The organism is Stenotrophomonas pictorum JCM 9942 (genome assembly GCF_001310775.1).
In the GTDB taxonomy this organism is placed as follows: Bacteria; Pseudomonadota; Gammaproteobacteria; order Xanthomonadales; family Xanthomonadaceae; genus Stenotrophomonas; species Stenotrophomonas pictorum.
On sequence record NZ_BAZI01000030.1, the window covers coordinates 1 to 16,163 of the forward strand.

Consider the following 16,163-nt stretch of genomic DNA (forward strand, 5'->3'; position numbering starts at 1 on the left):
TCTCCGGCCGCCTCCGGACGCGATTCGGGCATGTCGCTGGCGCCGGCACCGGCAGGAAGTGGCGCGGGCAGCGGAGCGGGCTCGGCAACCTCCGTTTGCGGCTGGGCGGGGCCTGCACGGTAGAAATCATTGTTCCTGCGTGCGTTGAGCCAGACCACGAAAAACAGCAGGAGCCTGCGCAAAAAGCGATGCCGGCGATTTTCAGGCTGCTGCGCGGCAGCTGGAAGGTGACATTCTGCCCGGAGCGGGAACTGTGTGCTGACATGGACTGGGCCCGTTTCAAGTGGCCGATTCTTGCACAGGAACAATGAATCGCGCGGCAGAGAATGGCGGTTCGGGCGATAATCGCACTCCACACCCGTACACAGTGCCGCCTCCATGCTTGATCCCGCCCTTCTTCGCCAGCAGCCCGCCGAACTTGCCGAACGCCTGCGTGTCACACGCGGCTACGATCTGGATGTGGCGGCGTTTGAAGCCCTCGAGGCTGATCGCAAGCGTATCCAGGTGCGCACCCAGGAACTGCAGAGCCTGCGCAACAGCCGCTCCAAGGCGATCGGCCATGCCAAGGCCAAGGGGGAAGACGTCTCGGCGATCATGGCCGAGGTGGCGGCGTTTGCCGATGAGCTGAAGGCTTCGGAAATCCAGCTGGACGAGCTGCGCGAGAAGATCGAAGCACTGTCGCTGGGCATTCCCAATGTGCCGGCCGACGACGTACCGCTGGGCAAGGATGAAAGCGAGAACGTGGAGCAGCTGCGCTGGGGCACGCCGCGCGCGTTCGACTTCCCGGTGCTGGACCATGTCGAGCTTGGCGCGCGCAACCACGGGCTGGACGCGGAAACCGCTGCCAAGCTCTCCGGAGCGCGCTTCACCGTGCTGCGTGGCCAGGTCGCGCGCCTGCACCGTGCACTGGGGCAGTTCATGCTGGATCTGCACGTCAATGCCCACGGCTACGAGGAAACCAACGTTCCGGTGCTGGTCAATGCCGATTCGCTGCGCGGTACCGGCCAGCTGCCCAAGTTCGAGGAGGATCTGTTCAAGACCACGCTGGGCGAATCCACCCGCTATCTGATTCCGACCTCCGAAGTGCCGCTGAGCAACATCGTCCGCGACGAGATCGTCGATGGCGAGCGCCTGCCACTGCGCATGACCGCCCATTCGATGTGCTTCCGTTCCGAGGCCGGCAGCGGCGGTCGCGACGTGCGCGGCATGATCCGCCAGCACCAGTTCGAGAAGGTCGAACTGGTCAGCATCTGCAAACCCGAAGACAGCGAGGCCGAACACCAGCGCATGACCGGGTGCGCCGAAGCCGTGCTGCAGCAGCTGGGCCTGCCGTACCGCAAGGTGCTGCTGTGCACCGGCGACATGGGTTTCTCGGCGATCAAGACCTATGACCTGGAAGTCTGGCTGCCGTCGCAGCAGACCTATCGCGAGATTTCCTCGTGCTCCAACTGCGGTGATTTCCAGGCCCGCCGCATGCAGGCACGCTGGCGCAATGCCGCCGGCAAGCCGGAGCTGGCACACACCCTGAACGGCTCGGGTGTGGCGGTGGGGCGGGCGATGATCGCGGTGATGGAGAACTACCAGAACGCGGACGGCTCCATCACGGTCCCGGACGTGCTGCGTCCGTACATGGGCGGAATCGAGCGCATCGGCTGAGCCCGGCGTATTGGCCCGAATTAACAAAAAGCCCGCCGTGATGCGGGTTTTTTTGTGACCGTCAGCTTCGGGCTCGGGACCGCCCGCTGGAGGGGGGCGATCAATTCACCGGATACAGGACCGTTTGAGGATTGATTTGCAGATTCGGGACAAAGGTGTTTGAATTCCACCACTCGTTCTATTTTTGGAATTACCCCATGCAGGATCTCAACGACCTCTACTACTTCGCGATGGTCGTGGACCACGGCGGTTTCGCCGCGGCGGAGCGCGCGTTGGGTATTCCCAAATCCCGTCTGAGCCGGCGCATCAGCCAGCTGGAAACCGAACTGGGCGTGCGCCTGCTGCAGCGCTCCACCCGCCGCTTCGCCGTCACCGATGTCGGCATGAGCGTGCATCGCCACGCGCAGACGATGCTGGCCGAGGCGCAGGCCGCGCGTGAGGTAGTGGATCGGCTCAGTGCCGAGCCGCGCGGGCTGGTCCGTGCCAGCGTTCCGGTGTCGCTGGCGCAGATGCAGCTGCCGCGCCTGCTGCCTAAATTCCTCGAGCAATACCCGAAGGTGCGACTGCAGCTGAACATCAGCAACCGCCGGGTGGACATCATCAACGAGGGCTATGACGTCGCCCTGCGCGTGCGTTCGCGGCTGGATGACGATGGCAGCCTGGTGATGCGCAGCTTCGGCCAGGTGCAGGAGCTGCTGGTCGCAAGCCCAACCTATCTGGATCGCGCCGGTCGCCCAGCCACCCCGGAGGAGTTGGCCAGCCATGTCACCCTGAGCATCAGCGAGGACGAGGCGCGCCAGCGCTGGGAACTGCATGGTCCCAACGGGGCGGTCAGCCGCGTGGACCTGCAGCCGCGGGTGGCCGGCTTTGATTTCCCGCTGCTGCAGTCGATGGTGAAAGACGGCTTCGGCATCACCATGCTGCCGGAAACCGTGTGCGCCGAGGCCGTGCGCAACGGCGAGCTGGAAGTGGTGCTGCCGGACTGGTCGCTGCCGCAGGGCATCTGCCATGCGGTGTTCGCCTCGCGCCGCGGCCTGCTGCCGGCAGTGCGCGTGTTCATCGACTTCCTCGCCGAACACCTGCCGCCGGAACTGGAGGCCTCGCGTCTGGATTGCGGTGGCGCCTGCGAGCGGGCCAAGGAAAAGATCCGCGCCTCGACAATCGGCGCGCTCGCCGTGGACGCGGGTTGAACAAAAACGGTGCAGGCATGCGAGAATGCGCACCCGGATCGGCGCGGCTGGATCGCGCAGGACGACATGGGCAGATGGCCGAGCGGTTTAAGGCACCGGTCTTGAAAACCGGCGAAGGGTCAAACCTTCCGTGGGTTCGAATCCCACTCTGCCCGCCATAACCTTCCCGCCCTCCGTTTCTTGCGGGGTTCGGACCCTCTGGCGTCCGGAGCCAGGCACCGTGACTTCTGCGATGACCGACGATCTCAGCACCGCCCCGGTGGACGAGCACTGGATGCGCCATGCGCTGGCGCTGGCGGATCGTGCGCAACGCGAGTTCGATGAGATCCCGGTGGGCGCGGTGCTGGTCGGCAGTGATGGCCAGCTGCTGGGCGAGGGCTGGAACCTCAACATCATCAATCACGACCCCAGCGCCCACGCCGAGATCATGGCCATGCGCGAGGCCGGCAAGCGGCTGGGCAATCACCGTCTGATTGGCTGCACCCTTTACGTCACGCTCGAGCCATGCGCGATGTGTGCGATGGCGCTGGTGCATGCACGGGTCGCGCGCGTGGTGTTCGCGGCCACCGACCCGAAGACGGGCGCGTGCGGCAGCGTGTTCGACCTGGTCGCCGATCCGCGCCACAACCATCGCGTACAGGTCTGCGGCGGGGTTCTGGCCAAAGACGCCAGCTTGCGCCTGACCAATTATTTCCGCGCCAAGCGCGGGCGTCCGTTGCTGTCGCCGGACGATATTTGACGCAGCGGTGCGTGGCGGCCGGCGTATCATGTGCGCCTGGATATTCCGGCCCGGCAAAGATATTGTCCGGCCCACTGCATGAGGTATTACATGGCGGACAACAGCGCAGGCAACGACCGGTTGATCTGGATTGATCTGGAAATGACCGGGCTCGATACCGACAACGATTCGATCATCGAGATCGCCACCGTCGTCACCGACGCCCAGTTGAATGTGCTGGCTGAAGGGCCGGAGTTCGCCATCTCGCACCCGCTGGCGACGCTGGAAGCGATGGACGAGTGGAACCGCAACCAGCACCAGCGCTCGGGCCTGTGGCAACGCGTACTGGACAGCACCCTGACCCTGGGACAGGCCGAGGCGCAGACCATCGTGTTCCTGCAGGAGTGGATCAAGGCCGGTGCTTCCCCGATGTGTGGCAACTCGATCTGCCAGGACCGGCGCTTCCTGCACCGGCAGATGCCGCGACTGGAGAAATATTTCCACTACCGCAATCTGGATGTGTCCACGATCAAGGAGCTCGCCAAGCGCTGGGCCCCTTCAGTGGCCGCCGGGGTGAGCAAGACCTCCAGCCATACCGCGCTGAGTGATGTGAAGGACTCCATCGCCGAGCTGCGCCACTACCGGCAGTTCATGGGCGCGCTGGCGGGGTTGCCGGCCGCAGGCTGATTGGCATGAATGCACCCGCGATCCGCCTGCAGGATGACGTCCACGACTGGGCCGACCTGCAGCGTGCGGTGGCGTTGCTCGAAGCGCCCACCCTGACGGCCAAGATGGCCAATCTGGTGGGCTCGCCGTTGGAATTTGCCGTACGCAAGCTGCCGGCATCGGTGTCTTCCCGGATCCACAGTGTCACCGAGGCGGCCCTGTACAAAGCCGCGCAAACGGCGCTGTGGAGCATGGATCGCGAGCAACCGGGAAAAACGGCATCGCCGCGCCTGCACAAACTGGCGGCCGCTGCGTCCGGCGCGTTGGGGGATTGGGCGGGCTGCCTGCATTGGCGGTGGAATTGCCCCTGTCGACGACGATCATCATGCGTACGGTGGCCGATATCGCCCGCAGCGAAGGGTTCGACCTGAACGATTTCGCCACCCGCCAGGCCTGTCTGGAGGTGTTCGCACTGGGCGGCAATACCGGCAGGGATGACGCCAGCGAAACCGGCTATTACCTGGCGCGCGGCTTCACCACCGAAGTGATGCGGCATCTGTCGGCGGAGCTTGCCGGCACGGCGGTTGGCGGCGGCCACGGTGTAATCCTCGGCCTCGCTCCGAAGGAGGCGGGCAAGTGGCTGGCAAAGATCGTGGAGAAGATCGCCACCCGTTTCGGGGTTGTGGTCACGGAGAAATTCGCCGCACAGGCGGTGCCGATCATCGGCGCGGTCGCTGGCGCGACCTTGAACACCATGTTCACCAGTTACTACCAGGATATGGCGCGCGGCCACTTCATCGTCAGGCGGCTGGAGCGCAAATACGGTTTTGAACCGGTACGGCTGAGCTATCAGGCGCTGGCTGGTTACATGACGGGCTGAAGCCGGCAATACAGGCCTGCATCGGCAGCCGGTACTGGAAAATGGCGCCCCTGCAACACCGCATCTGCGGACGGCAGGCCAAAACAAAACCCCGCCGGAGCGGGGTTCTGTCTGTCAGGGCCGGGAGATCAACTGTTGGCCTTGAGCTTGGCCAAGCGCAACCAGGTGTCGACCACCGTGTCCGGGTTCAGCGACACCGACTCGATGCCTTCCTGCATCAGCCATTCGGCCAGATCCGGATGGTCGGACGGCCCCTGGCCGCAGATGCCGACGTACTTGCCCTTGGCGCGTGCGCTCTTGATGGCCATCGACAGCAGCTTCTTGACCGCCGGGTTCCGCTCGTCGAACAGGTGGGCGACGATCGAGGAATCGCGGTCCAGGCCCAGGGTGAGCTGGGTCAGGTCATTGGAGCCGATCGAGAAGCCGTCGAAGATCTCCAGGAACTCGTCGGCCAGCAGCGCATTGGACGGCACTTCGCACATCATGATGATCTTCAGGCCGTTCTCGCCCTGCTTCAGGCCATTGGCGGCGAGCACTTCCACCACCTTGCGGCCTTCTTCCAGGGTGCGCACGAACGGGATCATCACCCACAGGTTCTCCAGGCCCATCTCGTTGCGCACGCGCAACACGGCCTGGCATTCCAGCGCGAAGGCCTTGGAGAAGCTCGGGTCGACGTAGCGGCTGGCGCCGCGGAAGCCGATCATCGGATTCTCTTCGTGCGGCTCGTAGTTGCTGCCGCCGATCAGGTTGGCGTACTCGTTGGACTTGAAGTCCGACAGGCGCACGATCACCGGATTCGGTGCGACCGAGGCGGTGAGGGTGGCGATACCCTCGGCCAGGCGGTCCACATAGAAGCTCACCGGATCCTTGTAGCCGGCAATCTTCTCGTCGATCTTCTTGCGGGTGGCCGCATCCTGACGGTCGTATTCCAGCAGCGCATTCGGGTGGATGCCGATGTGGCTGGCGATGATCATTTCCAGGCGGGCCAGGCCGATGCCGGCATTGGGCAACTGACCGAAGTCGAAGGCCCGTTCCGGGTTGGCCACGTTCATCATGATCTTGAGCGGTGCCGGCGGCATGTTCTCAAGGTCGGTGGTGGTGCGTTCGAAGGCCAGCTTGCCGGCGTAGATGAAGCCGGTATCGCCTTCGGCGCAGCTCACCGTCACTTCCTGGCCGTCCTGGATCAGGCTCAGCGCATTGCCGGTCCCGACCACGGCCGGAACACCCAGCTCGCGGGCGATGATCGCCGCATGGCAGGTACGGCCGCCACGGTTGGTGACGATGGCCGAGGCGCGCTTCATTACCGGCTCCCAGTCCGGGTCGGTCATGTCAGCGACCAGCACGTCGCCGGGCTGCACGCGGTTCATGTCATCCAGCGAACGGACCACGCGGGCCACGCCGGCGCCGATCTTCTGGCCGATGGCACGGCCTTCAGCGATCACCTCACCCGTGGCCTGCAGCGCATAGCGCTCCATCTGGGTGGCCTTGGCACGCGATTTCACGGTTTCCGGGCGGGCCTGCACGATGAACAGCTTGCCGGATACCCCGTCCTTAGCCCACTCGATATCCATCGGGCGGCCGTAGTGCTTTTCGATGACCAGTGCCTGCTTGGACAGCTCCTGGACATCTTCATCGCTGATCGAGAAGGTGCCGCGCAGTTCCGCCGGGGTGTCCTCGATCTTGACGCGCTCGCCCGGGACGTCCGAATAGACCATGCGGATGGCCTTGGAACCGAGCGAACGGCGCAGGATCGCCGGCTTGCCGGCCGTCAGGGTGGGCTTGTAGACATAGAACTCGTCCGGGTTGACCGCGCCTTGCACGACCATTTCCCCCAGACCAAAGGACGAAGTCACAAACACCACGTCACGGAAACCGGACTCGGTGTCCAGGGTGAACAGCACGCCGGAAGCGCCAACACCCGAGCGCACCATCAGCTGCACACCGGCGGAGAGGAACACGTCCTCGTGCTTGAAGCGTGATGCACGCGGTAGGCGATGGCGCGGTCGTTGTACAGCGAGGCGAACACTTCCTTGACCTTGTGCACGACGTCGTCGGCCCCGGTCACGTTCAGGAAGGTTTCCTGCTGGCCGGCGAAGGACGCGTCGGGCAGATCTTCGGCGGTGGCCGAGGAGCGCACGGCCACGGCCACCTCACCGCCGCCGTTGTCGGCGCACAGTTTGGCGTAGGCGTCGCGGATGTCGGTGTCCAGCTGCGGCTGCAGCGGGGCATCGATGACCCAGCCGCGGATCTCCTTGCCGGCAGCGGTCAGCGCATTGACATCCTCGACGTCCAGCGTTGCCAGCTTGTCGAAGATGCGCTTGGACAGGTCGTTATGGGCGATGAAGTCCTTGAACGCTTCGGACGTCGTGGCATAACCACCGGGCACCGAGACACCCAAGCCGGCCAGGTTGCCGATCATCTCGCCGAGCGAGGAATTCTTGCCACCCACGCGGGCCAGGTCGGCCAGGCGCAGCTCATGCAACCACAGGATATTCTCGTTCAAGCGCGATGCTCCGTTGAGGCCATCGCCCGAGGCGGGCTTGGATGGCCACGTCCGTAGGAAGAAGCCAATATGATGCAGCGCACACCTGGGCGGCACAAGCTTGTGACAGCGCTTTGTCTTGTGCTTGTCTTTTCCGGGACAGGCGATGGCTGCCGGCCTGACCCGGGGTCATCATCACAACTTTGAGGAGCGGATATGGCGGCGATTCGGCCGGTTTTCTATGTTTCCGACGGCACCGGCATCACCGCCGAGACGGTGGGGCACAGTCTGTTGACCCAGTTCACAGGCTTCAGTTTCGTCACGGATCGCATGTCGTTCGTCGACGATGTCGACAAGGCGCACGACGCCGCCGCGCGCATCCGGGCCGCGGGAGAGCGCTACCAGGTGCGGCCAATCGTGATCAGTTCCTGCGTGGATTCCGACCTCGGCGCGATCCTGAACGAGAGCGGCGCGCTGGTGCTGGATGTGTTTGCGCCCTTTATCGGCCTGCTGGAAAGCGAGCTCGACGCCACCCGCCATTCGCGGGTGGGACAGGCGCACGGCATGGTCGATTTCGACACCTACCACCGGCGTATCAACGCGATGAACTACGCGCTCAGCCACGACGATGGCATCGCGGTGAACTACGATGAGGCCGACGTGATCCTGGTGGCGGTATCGCGCGCCGGCAAGACGCCGACCTGCATCTATCTGGCAATGCACTACGGCATCCGGGCGGCGAACTACCCGTTAACCGACGAGGATCTGGAGCATGACCGGCTGCCACCGCGGCTGCGTCCTTATCGCAGCAAGTTGTTCGGCCTGACCATCGATCCGGAACGGCTGCAGCAGATCCGCCAGGAGCGCCGGCCCAATTCGCGGTATGCCAGTGCGGAGACGTGCAAACGCGAGGTCGCCATGGCCGAGAAGATGTTCCGCGCCGAACGGATTCCGACGTTGAGCACCACCCATACCTCGATCGAGGAAATCTCCAGCAAAGTGCTGGGCACGCTGGGACTGCAACGGGAAATGTTCTGAAGCCCCCGCCGGGCAGCGCCATGCTGCCCGGTTCGCGGCACAGCGTGTAGGATCGAAACATGACCCGCGCACTGTCCCGCATCGACCGCATTCCCAAGCTGAGCCGTCTTGGCTGGCTGATGGGCCTGTATGCGGAAAACTATGTCCACCTGATGCGCCTGTTCGCACCGGATCACCTGCAGCCCGGCTGCCATGTGTCATCCATTGGCGATGGGTTGGACGTGCGGCTGGATGTCATCGAGTGCCACCGCTATACGGTCGAGCTGCGCATGACCTATGACATCTGCGACCCGCTGACCGGCGAGCCCGATCCTTCGGCCTATCTGCGGCTGTATCGGGACGCGCGCCAGGCCGAGACCACACATTGCTATGTTGGCCGCCGCTGGCAGGACGTGATGGGGATGTACCCGCCAGCCGATGAGCTGATCAGCCATCGCCTGCGTATGAACACCTTTCTGGGCAAATGGCTGGAGTACCTGGCCGAGCGCGGTCATGGGGTGGCGACGTTGCAACGCTTCCCCGGCACCCCGCACGCGGCGCGCGATCCAGCCACGCTGCAGCACCGCTGAGCCGCGGGAGGGGATCGGTCATAATGGCCGACCCTGCCGGCCGTGACCCTGCTGATGCCTTACACCCCGATTCTCGCCACGCTTGGTTATGTGCTGTCGGCAGATGGCCGCCAGGCATTGATGATCCATCGCAACACGCGCCCCGGCGACATCCACCTGGGCAAGTACAACGGGTTGGGCGGCAAGATGGAGCCTGATGAGGACATCCTGGCCTGCATGCACCGTGAGATCCGCGAGGAAGCGGGTATCGAGTGCGGCACCACGCGCCTGCGCGGGACCATCAGCTGGCCGGGCTTCGGCAAGCAGGGTGAGGACTGGTTTGCTTTCATTTTCGTCATCGACGATTACACCGGCACGCCGCTGGACGCCAATCCGGAAGGCACGCTGGAATGGGTGCCAGTCGACCAGCTCGAATCGCTGCCGCTGTGGGAGGGCGACCGCCACTTCCTGCCACTGGTGTTCGATACGGACCCGCGCCCATTCCATGGCGTGATGCCCTACCGCGATGGACGTATGCAGTCATGGAGCTACACCCGGCTTTGAGTGGCAGCGCCGCGGTCCAGGGCGACTGTTCGTGCAAATAGCGAAGCGCGCATTCGCGAAATTCGCGTTAGGCTGATGCGGTTCCGGCCAAAAGACCCGATATGAAGCGCCACTTTTCGATGCTCCGTGAATTCCAGCTCGCCGATTGGTTCACGCTCGGCAATGCCTTCTGCGGTACTGGCGCGGTGTTCGCCGCGATGCGCTTCCTGCAGGACGGGCAGCGTGGCTTTTTGATGTTCGGCATGGCGCTGATTCCGCTGGCTTTCATCTTCGACGCCCTGGATGGACGCGTGGCCCGCTGGCGCCAGTCCTCGTCCACGCTCGGGCGCGAACTGGATTCGCTGGCTGATGTCATCTCCTTCGGCGTCGCACCAGCCGCACTGGCTTATGCCTGCGGCATGCAGGGCGGCTGGGACTGGATGGTGCTGAGCTATTTCGTCTGTTGCGGTGTCAGCCGGCTGGCCCGCTACAACGTCACCGCCGAGGCCTTGTCCGGGGATTCGGACAAGGTGCCTTATTTCGAAGGTACGCCGATTCCCACCAGTCTGGCCTTGGTGATCGTGCTGGCGGTTGCCGCGCACTTCCAGGCCATCGGCCCCGCGCTCTGGGGCGGCAGCTGGCAGCTGGGGCCGTGGCAGCTGCATCCTCTGGTGCTGCTGTTCGCGCTGTCGGGTTCGTTGATGATCAGCAAGACACTGCGTATCCCCAAGCCCTGACACGGCCGCAGGGTGGCATTGTTATGATCCCCGGATACTCCGGGAGTGGATCGATGGCAGCGCCAGGCAACAACGACAGCAAGGGTTTCGAGGAGGGAATGCGCCGCCATTGGGAGGCCTGGACCCAGGCCATGCAGGGCCAGGGCGCCGCAGCCGCCGCCGACTTCCCGTGGCGCGAAAGCATCGAGCAGTGGACCCGGCTGGTTACCACTGACACTCCGGCGGAGGTCCAGGAACTGGGTGCGCGCTTCCAGCACCAGGCTGGTGACTGGCTGGCGGCGATGCAGCAGGTGGCGGCACGCTTCGCCGGCCGTGATACCAGTGCCGCCGAGGTGGCTGGCGCCTGGCGCGACACGGTGCAAGGGCAGGGCGATGATCTGCTGCGCTGGATGCTGGAGGCCGCCCGGGGAGGCAACGCACTCAACGACCAGCCATGGGTTCGCGAGTTCGCGCGCGCGGCGCAAACCGGCTTCGGTGGCGAATGGCTCAATTCTCCCTTGTTCGGCCCGGCCCGCGAGCACCAGGCGCGCTGGCAGGCGCTGCTGAAAATCCAGCAGGACTATCAGGCGCGGGCCGAGGCTTATATCGATTTGATCCGCACGGTTCTGGACGACGCATTCAAGCGCTTCGAGGCCAAGCTCGCCGAGCACGAATCTTCCGGAAGCCAGCTGACCAGCGCCCGGGCGATGTTCGATCTATGGATCGATGCCGCCGAGGATGCGTACGCAAAAATGGCGCTGTCGGAAGAGTTCCAGCGTATTTACGGGGAATTGGCCAACGCGCAGATGCGCCTGCGTGCGGCATCGCAAAGCGAACTTGAGCGCGCCTGCGAGGCGATGGGCGTGCCCACGCGCAGCGAGATGGATACCGCGCACCGCCGCATTACCGAACTGGAGCGCCAACTCCGGCGTTTGCTGGAGGCAACCGCGCGTACCACGGAGGCCCCGGCTTCGGCGGCGCCGGCTTCCCGATCGCGCAGCACATCCGCAGCGAAGGCCGAACCGCACGCCCCGAAAGCCTCCAAAAAAGCGGCAGCAAAAGCAACGCCGGCAAAGGTCAAATCGCCGCCGGCCAAACCACGGGAGAAGGTGGGCGCGACCAGTAAACAGCCGCCGGCCCGCGGTGAGGGCAAGGCATGAAAGGGCCACTGGGATTTGGCAGCGATGACCTGCTGCAGGAGACCCTGCAATGGCAGCGAAAACTGCTGGATGGCCTGAAGCTGCTGCCACAGGTGGAAGACGTCAATTACGGTGTCACCGAGCGCCAGGAAGTATGGAGTGACGGCAAGGTCAAACTGTACCGGTTCGTGGGAGAACACCCCAAAGGGGACCTGCCCCCGCTGCTGATCGTCTATGCCCTGGTCAATCGCCCGTACATGGTCGATCTGCAGGATGGCCGTTCGCTGGTGCAGAAGCTGCTCGCCTTGGGGCAGGACGTCTATGTGCTGGACTGGGGGTACCCGGACCGCTCCGAACGTTTTCTCACGCTGGAAGACTACCTGCTGCGCTACATCGACGGCGCGGTGGATCACCTCCGCGCGCAGCAGCGCGGCGCGCCGGTGAACCTGCTCGGCATCTGCCAGGGCGGCGTGTTCTCGCTGTGTTACAGCGCGCTGCGGCCGCACAAAGTGCGCAATCTGATCACCATGGTGACGCCGGTGGATTTCCATACGCCCGACAACATGCTGTCGCATTGGGCGCGCCACGTGGATGTGGATCTGTTCGTCGATACGCTGGGCAACATCCCGGCAGATCTGATGAATGCCAGCTACCTGATGCTCAAGCCCTTCCGCCTGAACGTGCAGAAATACGTGGGGCTGATGGACATCCTGGACGACAAGCAGGCGCTGGAGGATTTCCTGCGCATGGAAAAATGGATATTCGATTCACCGGACCTTGCCGGCGAAGCGTTCCGCCAGTTCGTCAAACAGTTCTACCAGGCCAATGGATTGATGGAAGGAAGCATCCTCATCGGCGAGGAAGCGGTGGACCTGGCCCAGCTGCAGATGCCGTTGCTGAACATCTATGCCGAGCAGGACCATCTGGTGCCGCCCGCCGCATCACGGGCGATGCGGGATCGGGTGGGCAGCCGCGACTACACGGAACTGGGGTTTCGCGGGGGGCATATCGGCATCTATGTGTCAGGCCGGGCACAACGCGAGGTTCCTGGCGCGATCCATCAATGGCTGAGCGAACGCGCATGAACCGTTGGACGGTGCTGTGGATATGCGCGGTCCTGACGGCCACGCCAATGCGCGCGCAGGCCGCCCCCACTGCAACCACGCAACGCGAAATCGCAGGACTGATGCAGGCGCTGGAAAATTCCGGCTGCCGCTTCCAACGCAATGGCAGCTGGTATGGCCCCGGCGAGGCACGCGCGCATCTGCAGCGCAAATACGACTACCTGCTCAAACGTGACCTGGTCGGCAGCAGCGAGCAGTTCATCGAACGCGCGGCCAGCCGCAGCAGCCTGAGTGGCCGGCCTTACCGGGTTGCGTGTCCGGATGCTCCCGAGCAGGACGCGGCGGCATGGTTCCAGCACACGCTGCGGCAGTTGCGCGCACCGTCACCCTGATGGCCGGCATTCGGGCGCGCGGTGATTGCGGTGCGAGGGCGTGATGACTGGTCACACGCCGTCCTTGCGTTGGGGATTGCGTGCCTTGCAGGGGCTTGGCGCGTTGTGGACGCTCCCCAATTCCCTTGTCGGCCTGGCTGCGGGCCTGGCCGGATGCGTTGCCGGCGCGCGCGCTACTGGAGTCCGCGCGACTGTGCACTGGTGTTCAGCCACTGGCCCTGGGGGCCGGGGGGTGCAATCACCTTCGGCATGGTGATCCTGCATACCGGTGACAATCTCGACGGGCTGTGCGCGACCTATGAACATCGGGCCGGACACTGCGAGCATCCCCGCGTGCGACTGGGAGACCATGAACGTGCACATGTGTTCCAGTACATGGTGCTGGGGCCGCTGTTCCTGCCGCTCTATCTGCTTTGCGGCGGTGTCAGTGTGCGCAATCCTTTCGAACGTGCGGCGGATCGCTATGCACTCAGCGGCCGCGGCTGGTGGCCGGGGCGTCACTGAACTTGTGTGAAGGTTTGCCCTGTTTTGACACGGCAACACCACGGTCATGAAGCGTCAACGCGATCTGTACATCCTTCTAACACGCCGCCAAGTAAGGTGGCGCGGTTCTGGTTTCTGGAGGAGTACCAACCACCATGGCGGTTGTTCTTTATATCGGTGGCAGCAAGGATGGCGACAAGGGCGTGGTGCCCTACGGTTTCAGCAAGACCCGCGCGGACACGGAGCAAGGTCCGGAGTTCTATGTGGAGCGGATGATGGATGTGAACGGTAGAGGGCGGGTGCGCGTGATGGTGCTGGAGGATCTGCGCGACGAAATCGCCATCCAACGGCTGAGCCAGCACCTGGGGTGAGTGAGCTTGCCGCGCGCCGGGCAACAGGTCCGGCGCCTGCTGTCAACGGCTTCCGCTGACAGCCATGCGTTGCCAGAATGGCTCACCTGTCATCGTGGTTTCCGCATCAAGCAATGCAAGACATCAAGCTCGCGCAGCACATTGCGCAGACCATCGCTGCCGAGATCGGCGCAGATCCGTCACAGGCCAAGGCCGCCATTGCCCTGCTGGACGAGGGGGCGAGCGTTCCGTTCATCGCGCGCTACCGCAAGGAAGCTACGGGCGGCCTGGACGACACGCAGCTGCGCAATCTGGAAGTACGTCTGACCTATCTGCGCGAGCTGGAGGATCGTCGTGCCGCGGTACTGGCCAGCATCCAGGAACAAGGCAAGCTGACCGACGAGTTGCGCAGCGAGATTGCCGGGGCCGATACCAAGTCCCGACTGGAAGACCTGTATCTGCCATACAAGCCCAAGCGCCGTACCCGTGCCCAGATCGCCCGCGAAGCCGGGCTGGAGCCACTGGCCGATGGCCTGCTGTCCGATCCTTCACTGGACCCACAGGTGTTCGCCGCTGGATTCGTTGATGCCGACAAGGGGGTGGCCGATACCAAGGCGGCGCTGGAAGGCGCACGCGCCATCCTGATGGAACGGTGGGGCGAGGATGCGGCACTGGTCGGTGAATTGCGCCAGTGGCTGGCTGAAACCGGCGTCATCCGCGCCTGCGTGGTCGAGGGCAAGGAGCTGAAGGGGCCAAATACCGTGACTACTTCGACCATGCCGAATCGCTGGCGAAGATTCCCTCGCATCGCCTGCTGGCGCTGTTCCGCGCGCGCCGCGAGGAATTCCTGTTTCTCGAACTGGACCCGGGCAGCGATGCCGAAGCCGGGCACCAGTACGCCGAAGGACGCGTGGCCTACAACGCCGGCATCGCCGACAAGGGGCGGGTTGCTGATCGCTGGCTGCTCGACGCCTGTCGCCTGACCTGGCGCGCCAAGCTGCACATGCACCTGCTGCTGGATCTGTTCAACCAGGCGCGCGAGAAGGCCGAGGCGGAAGCAATCGCGGTGTTCGGTGACAACCTCAAGGATCTGCTGCTGGCCGCTCCGGCCGGACCCAAGACAGTCCTGGGGCTTGACCCCGGCATCCGTACCGGCTGCAAGATCGCCGTGGTCGATGCCACCGGCAAGCTGGTCGCGACCGAGACCATCTATCCGCACGAGCCGCGCCGGCAGTGGGAGCAGTCGCTGCAGACGCTCAAGCACCTGTGCGCCAAGCACAACGTCGAGCTGATCGCGATCGGCAACGGTACCGCCAGCCGCGAAACCGACAAGCTCGCGGGTGAGGTCATCGCTGCCTGTGCCAATCCCAGGTTGCAGAAGGTGGTGGTCAGCGAAGCCGGTGCATCGGTCTATTCGGCGTCGGAGTTTGCCGCCAAGGAGTTCCCTGAGCTGGACGTGTCGCTGCGCGGCGCCGTTTCCATCGCCCGGCGCCTGCAGGATCCGTTGGCCGAACTGGTCAAGATCGAGCCCAAGGCCATTGGCGTGGGCCAGTACCAGCATGACGTGGACCAGTACCGGCTGGCCAAGGCACTGGATGCACGGGTGGAAGACTGCGTGAATGCCGTGGGCGTATTCGTCAACACCGCCTCGGCGGCATTGCTGTCGCGTGTGTCGGGCCTGTCGCCCAGCGTGGCGGAAAATATCGTGCGCCATCGTGACGAAAATGGCCCGTTCAAGCGCCGCAAGGAACTGCTCAAGGTGCCGCGCCTGGGCGACAAGACGTTCGAACAGTGCGCTGGATTCCTGCGTATCGCCGATGGTGATGAACCGCTGGATGCGTCGGCGGTGCATCCGGAAGCCTATCCGGTGGTCGAGCGCATCGTCTCCGCCGCTGACCGGCCGATCAAGGCCCTGCTTGGTGATGGCAGCTATCTGCGCAGCCTGAAACCCGAGCAGTTCACCGACGACAAATTCGGTGTGCCAACCGTGCGCGACATCCTCAGGGAATTGGAAAAGCCCGGCCGCGATCCGCGTCCTGAATTCAAGGCGGCGCGCTTTGCCGAGGGCGTGGAAGACATCAAGGACCTGCGTGAGGGCATGATTCTGGAAGGCGTGGTCAGCAATGTCGCCGCGTTTGGCGCATTCGTCGACATCGGCGTGCACCAGGATGGGTTGATCCATATCTCCGCACTGTCGGACACCTTCGTCAAAGATCCGCGCGATGTGGTCAAGGCCGGCGATATCGTCAAGGTCAAGGTGCTGGAAGTGGATGTGCCGCGCAAACGCATCGCGTTGAC

General features: G+C 64.1%; 13 protein-coding genes, 1 tRNA gene and 4 pseudogenes. 17 read left to right on the forward strand and 1 reads right to left on the reverse strand.

Annotation, left to right across the window (positions count from 1 at the left end):
• The 7 genes and pseudogenes from JCM9942_RS20645 to JCM9942_RS03370 form a co-directional block, all read left to right on the forward strand.
• A partial coding sequence (locus JCM9942_RS20645) for a hypothetical protein (RefSeq protein ID WP_157722753.1) occupies positions 1 to 311 on the forward strand: 311 nt, incomplete at its 5' end.
• Between the two features lie 67 nt (positions 312 to 378).
• On the forward strand, positions 379 to 1,656 hold the full coding sequence (serS, locus tag JCM9942_RS03345; protein ID WP_054657625.1) for a serine--tRNA ligase: 1,278 nt from the start codon (positions 379 to 381) through the stop codon (positions 1,654 to 1,656).
• A 197-nt stretch (positions 1,657 to 1,853) separates the two neighbouring features.
• Positions 1,854 to 2,846: a LysR substrate-binding domain-containing protein gene (locus JCM9942_RS03350; RefSeq protein WP_054657627.1), complete on the forward strand. Its 993-nt coding sequence runs from the start codon at positions 1,854 to 1,856 to the stop codon at positions 2,844 to 2,846.
• 68 nt (positions 2,847 to 2,914) lie between these two features.
• Positions 2,915 to 3,004, forward strand: a tRNA-Ser gene (locus JCM9942_RS03355).
• Between the two features lie 74 nt (positions 3,005 to 3,078).
• Complete coding sequence (gene tadA, locus JCM9942_RS03360; RefSeq protein WP_054657629.1) at positions 3,079 to 3,585, forward strand: tRNA adenosine(34) deaminase TadA; 507 nt, start codon at positions 3,079 to 3,081, stop codon at positions 3,583 to 3,585.
• A 90-nt stretch (positions 3,586 to 3,675) separates the two neighbouring features.
• Entirely contained in the window at positions 3,676 to 4,251 is a 576-nt protein-coding gene (gene orn / locus JCM9942_RS03365; protein ID WP_054657631.1) for an oligoribonuclease, read from the forward strand.
• 5 nt (positions 4,252 to 4,256) lie between these two features.
• Positions 4,257 to 5,110, forward strand: a pseudogene (locus JCM9942_RS03370) (EcsC family protein).
• 128 nt (positions 5,111 to 5,238) lie between these two features.
• Here the strand turns inward: JCM9942_RS03370 and ppsA are convergent.
• Positions 5,239 to 7,613, reverse strand: a pseudogene (ppsA, locus tag JCM9942_RS03375) (phosphoenolpyruvate synthase).
• A 195-nt stretch (positions 7,614 to 7,808) separates the two neighbouring features.
• Here ppsA and ppsR point away from each other — a divergent pair.
• From ppsR to JCM9942_RS03425, 10 genes and pseudogenes are all read left to right on the forward strand, one after another.
• The gene (gene ppsR, locus JCM9942_RS03380) at positions 7,809 to 8,630 is read left to right on the forward strand and encodes a posphoenolpyruvate synthetase regulatory kinase/phosphorylase PpsR (protein ID WP_054657634.1); all 822 of its coding nucleotides are present in this window, start codon (positions 7,809 to 7,811) and stop codon (positions 8,628 to 8,630) included.
• 59 nt (positions 8,631 to 8,689) lie between these two features.
• The gene (locus tag JCM9942_RS03385) at positions 8,690 to 9,199 is read left to right on the forward strand and encodes a DUF1249 domain-containing protein (RefSeq protein ID WP_054657635.1); all 510 of its coding nucleotides are present in this window, start codon (positions 8,690 to 8,692) and stop codon (positions 9,197 to 9,199) included.
• Between the two features lie 54 nt (positions 9,200 to 9,253).
• On the forward strand, positions 9,254 to 9,742 hold the full coding sequence (locus JCM9942_RS03390) for an NUDIX hydrolase (protein ID WP_054657649.1): 489 nt from the start codon (positions 9,254 to 9,256) through the stop codon (positions 9,740 to 9,742).
• A gap of 101 nt (positions 9,743 to 9,843) precedes the next feature.
• Positions 9,844 to 10,458 (forward strand): CDP-alcohol phosphatidyltransferase family protein, encoded by a 615-nt coding sequence (locus JCM9942_RS03395; RefSeq protein ID WP_054657637.1) that lies wholly within the window; start codon positions 9,844 to 9,846, stop codon positions 10,456 to 10,458.
• Between the two features lie 53 nt (positions 10,459 to 10,511).
• Positions 10,512 to 11,597, forward strand: a complete 1,086-nt coding sequence (gene phaE / locus JCM9942_RS03400; protein WP_054657639.1) for a class III poly(R)-hydroxyalkanoic acid synthase subunit PhaE — start codon at positions 10,512 to 10,514, stop codon at positions 11,595 to 11,597.
• A complete protein-coding gene (locus tag JCM9942_RS03405) occupies positions 11,594 to 12,661 on the forward strand; it encodes a class III poly(R)-hydroxyalkanoic acid synthase subunit PhaC (protein WP_054657642.1) in 1,068 nt (355 codons plus the stop codon). The genes phaE and JCM9942_RS03405 overlap by 4 nt, the downstream gene beginning before the upstream one ends.
• Positions 12,658 to 13,032 carry a YfeK family protein gene (locus JCM9942_RS03410; protein WP_054657644.1) on the forward strand — a complete coding sequence of 125 codons (375 nt, stop codon included), beginning with the start codon at positions 12,658 to 12,660 and terminating at the stop codon, positions 13,030 to 13,032. The genes JCM9942_RS03405 and JCM9942_RS03410 overlap by 4 nt, the downstream gene beginning before the upstream one ends.
• 43 nt (positions 13,033 to 13,075) lie before the next feature.
• Positions 13,076 to 13,536 (forward strand): annotated as a pseudogene (locus JCM9942_RS03415) (hypothetical protein).
• A gap of 134 nt (positions 13,537 to 13,670) precedes the next feature.
• Entirely contained in the window at positions 13,671 to 13,886 is a 216-nt protein-coding gene (locus JCM9942_RS03420; RefSeq protein ID WP_054657647.1) for a hypothetical protein, read from the forward strand.
• 113 nt (positions 13,887 to 13,999) lie between these two features.
• Positions 14,000 to 16,163, forward strand: a pseudogene (locus JCM9942_RS03425) (Tex family protein); the annotation flags it as partial.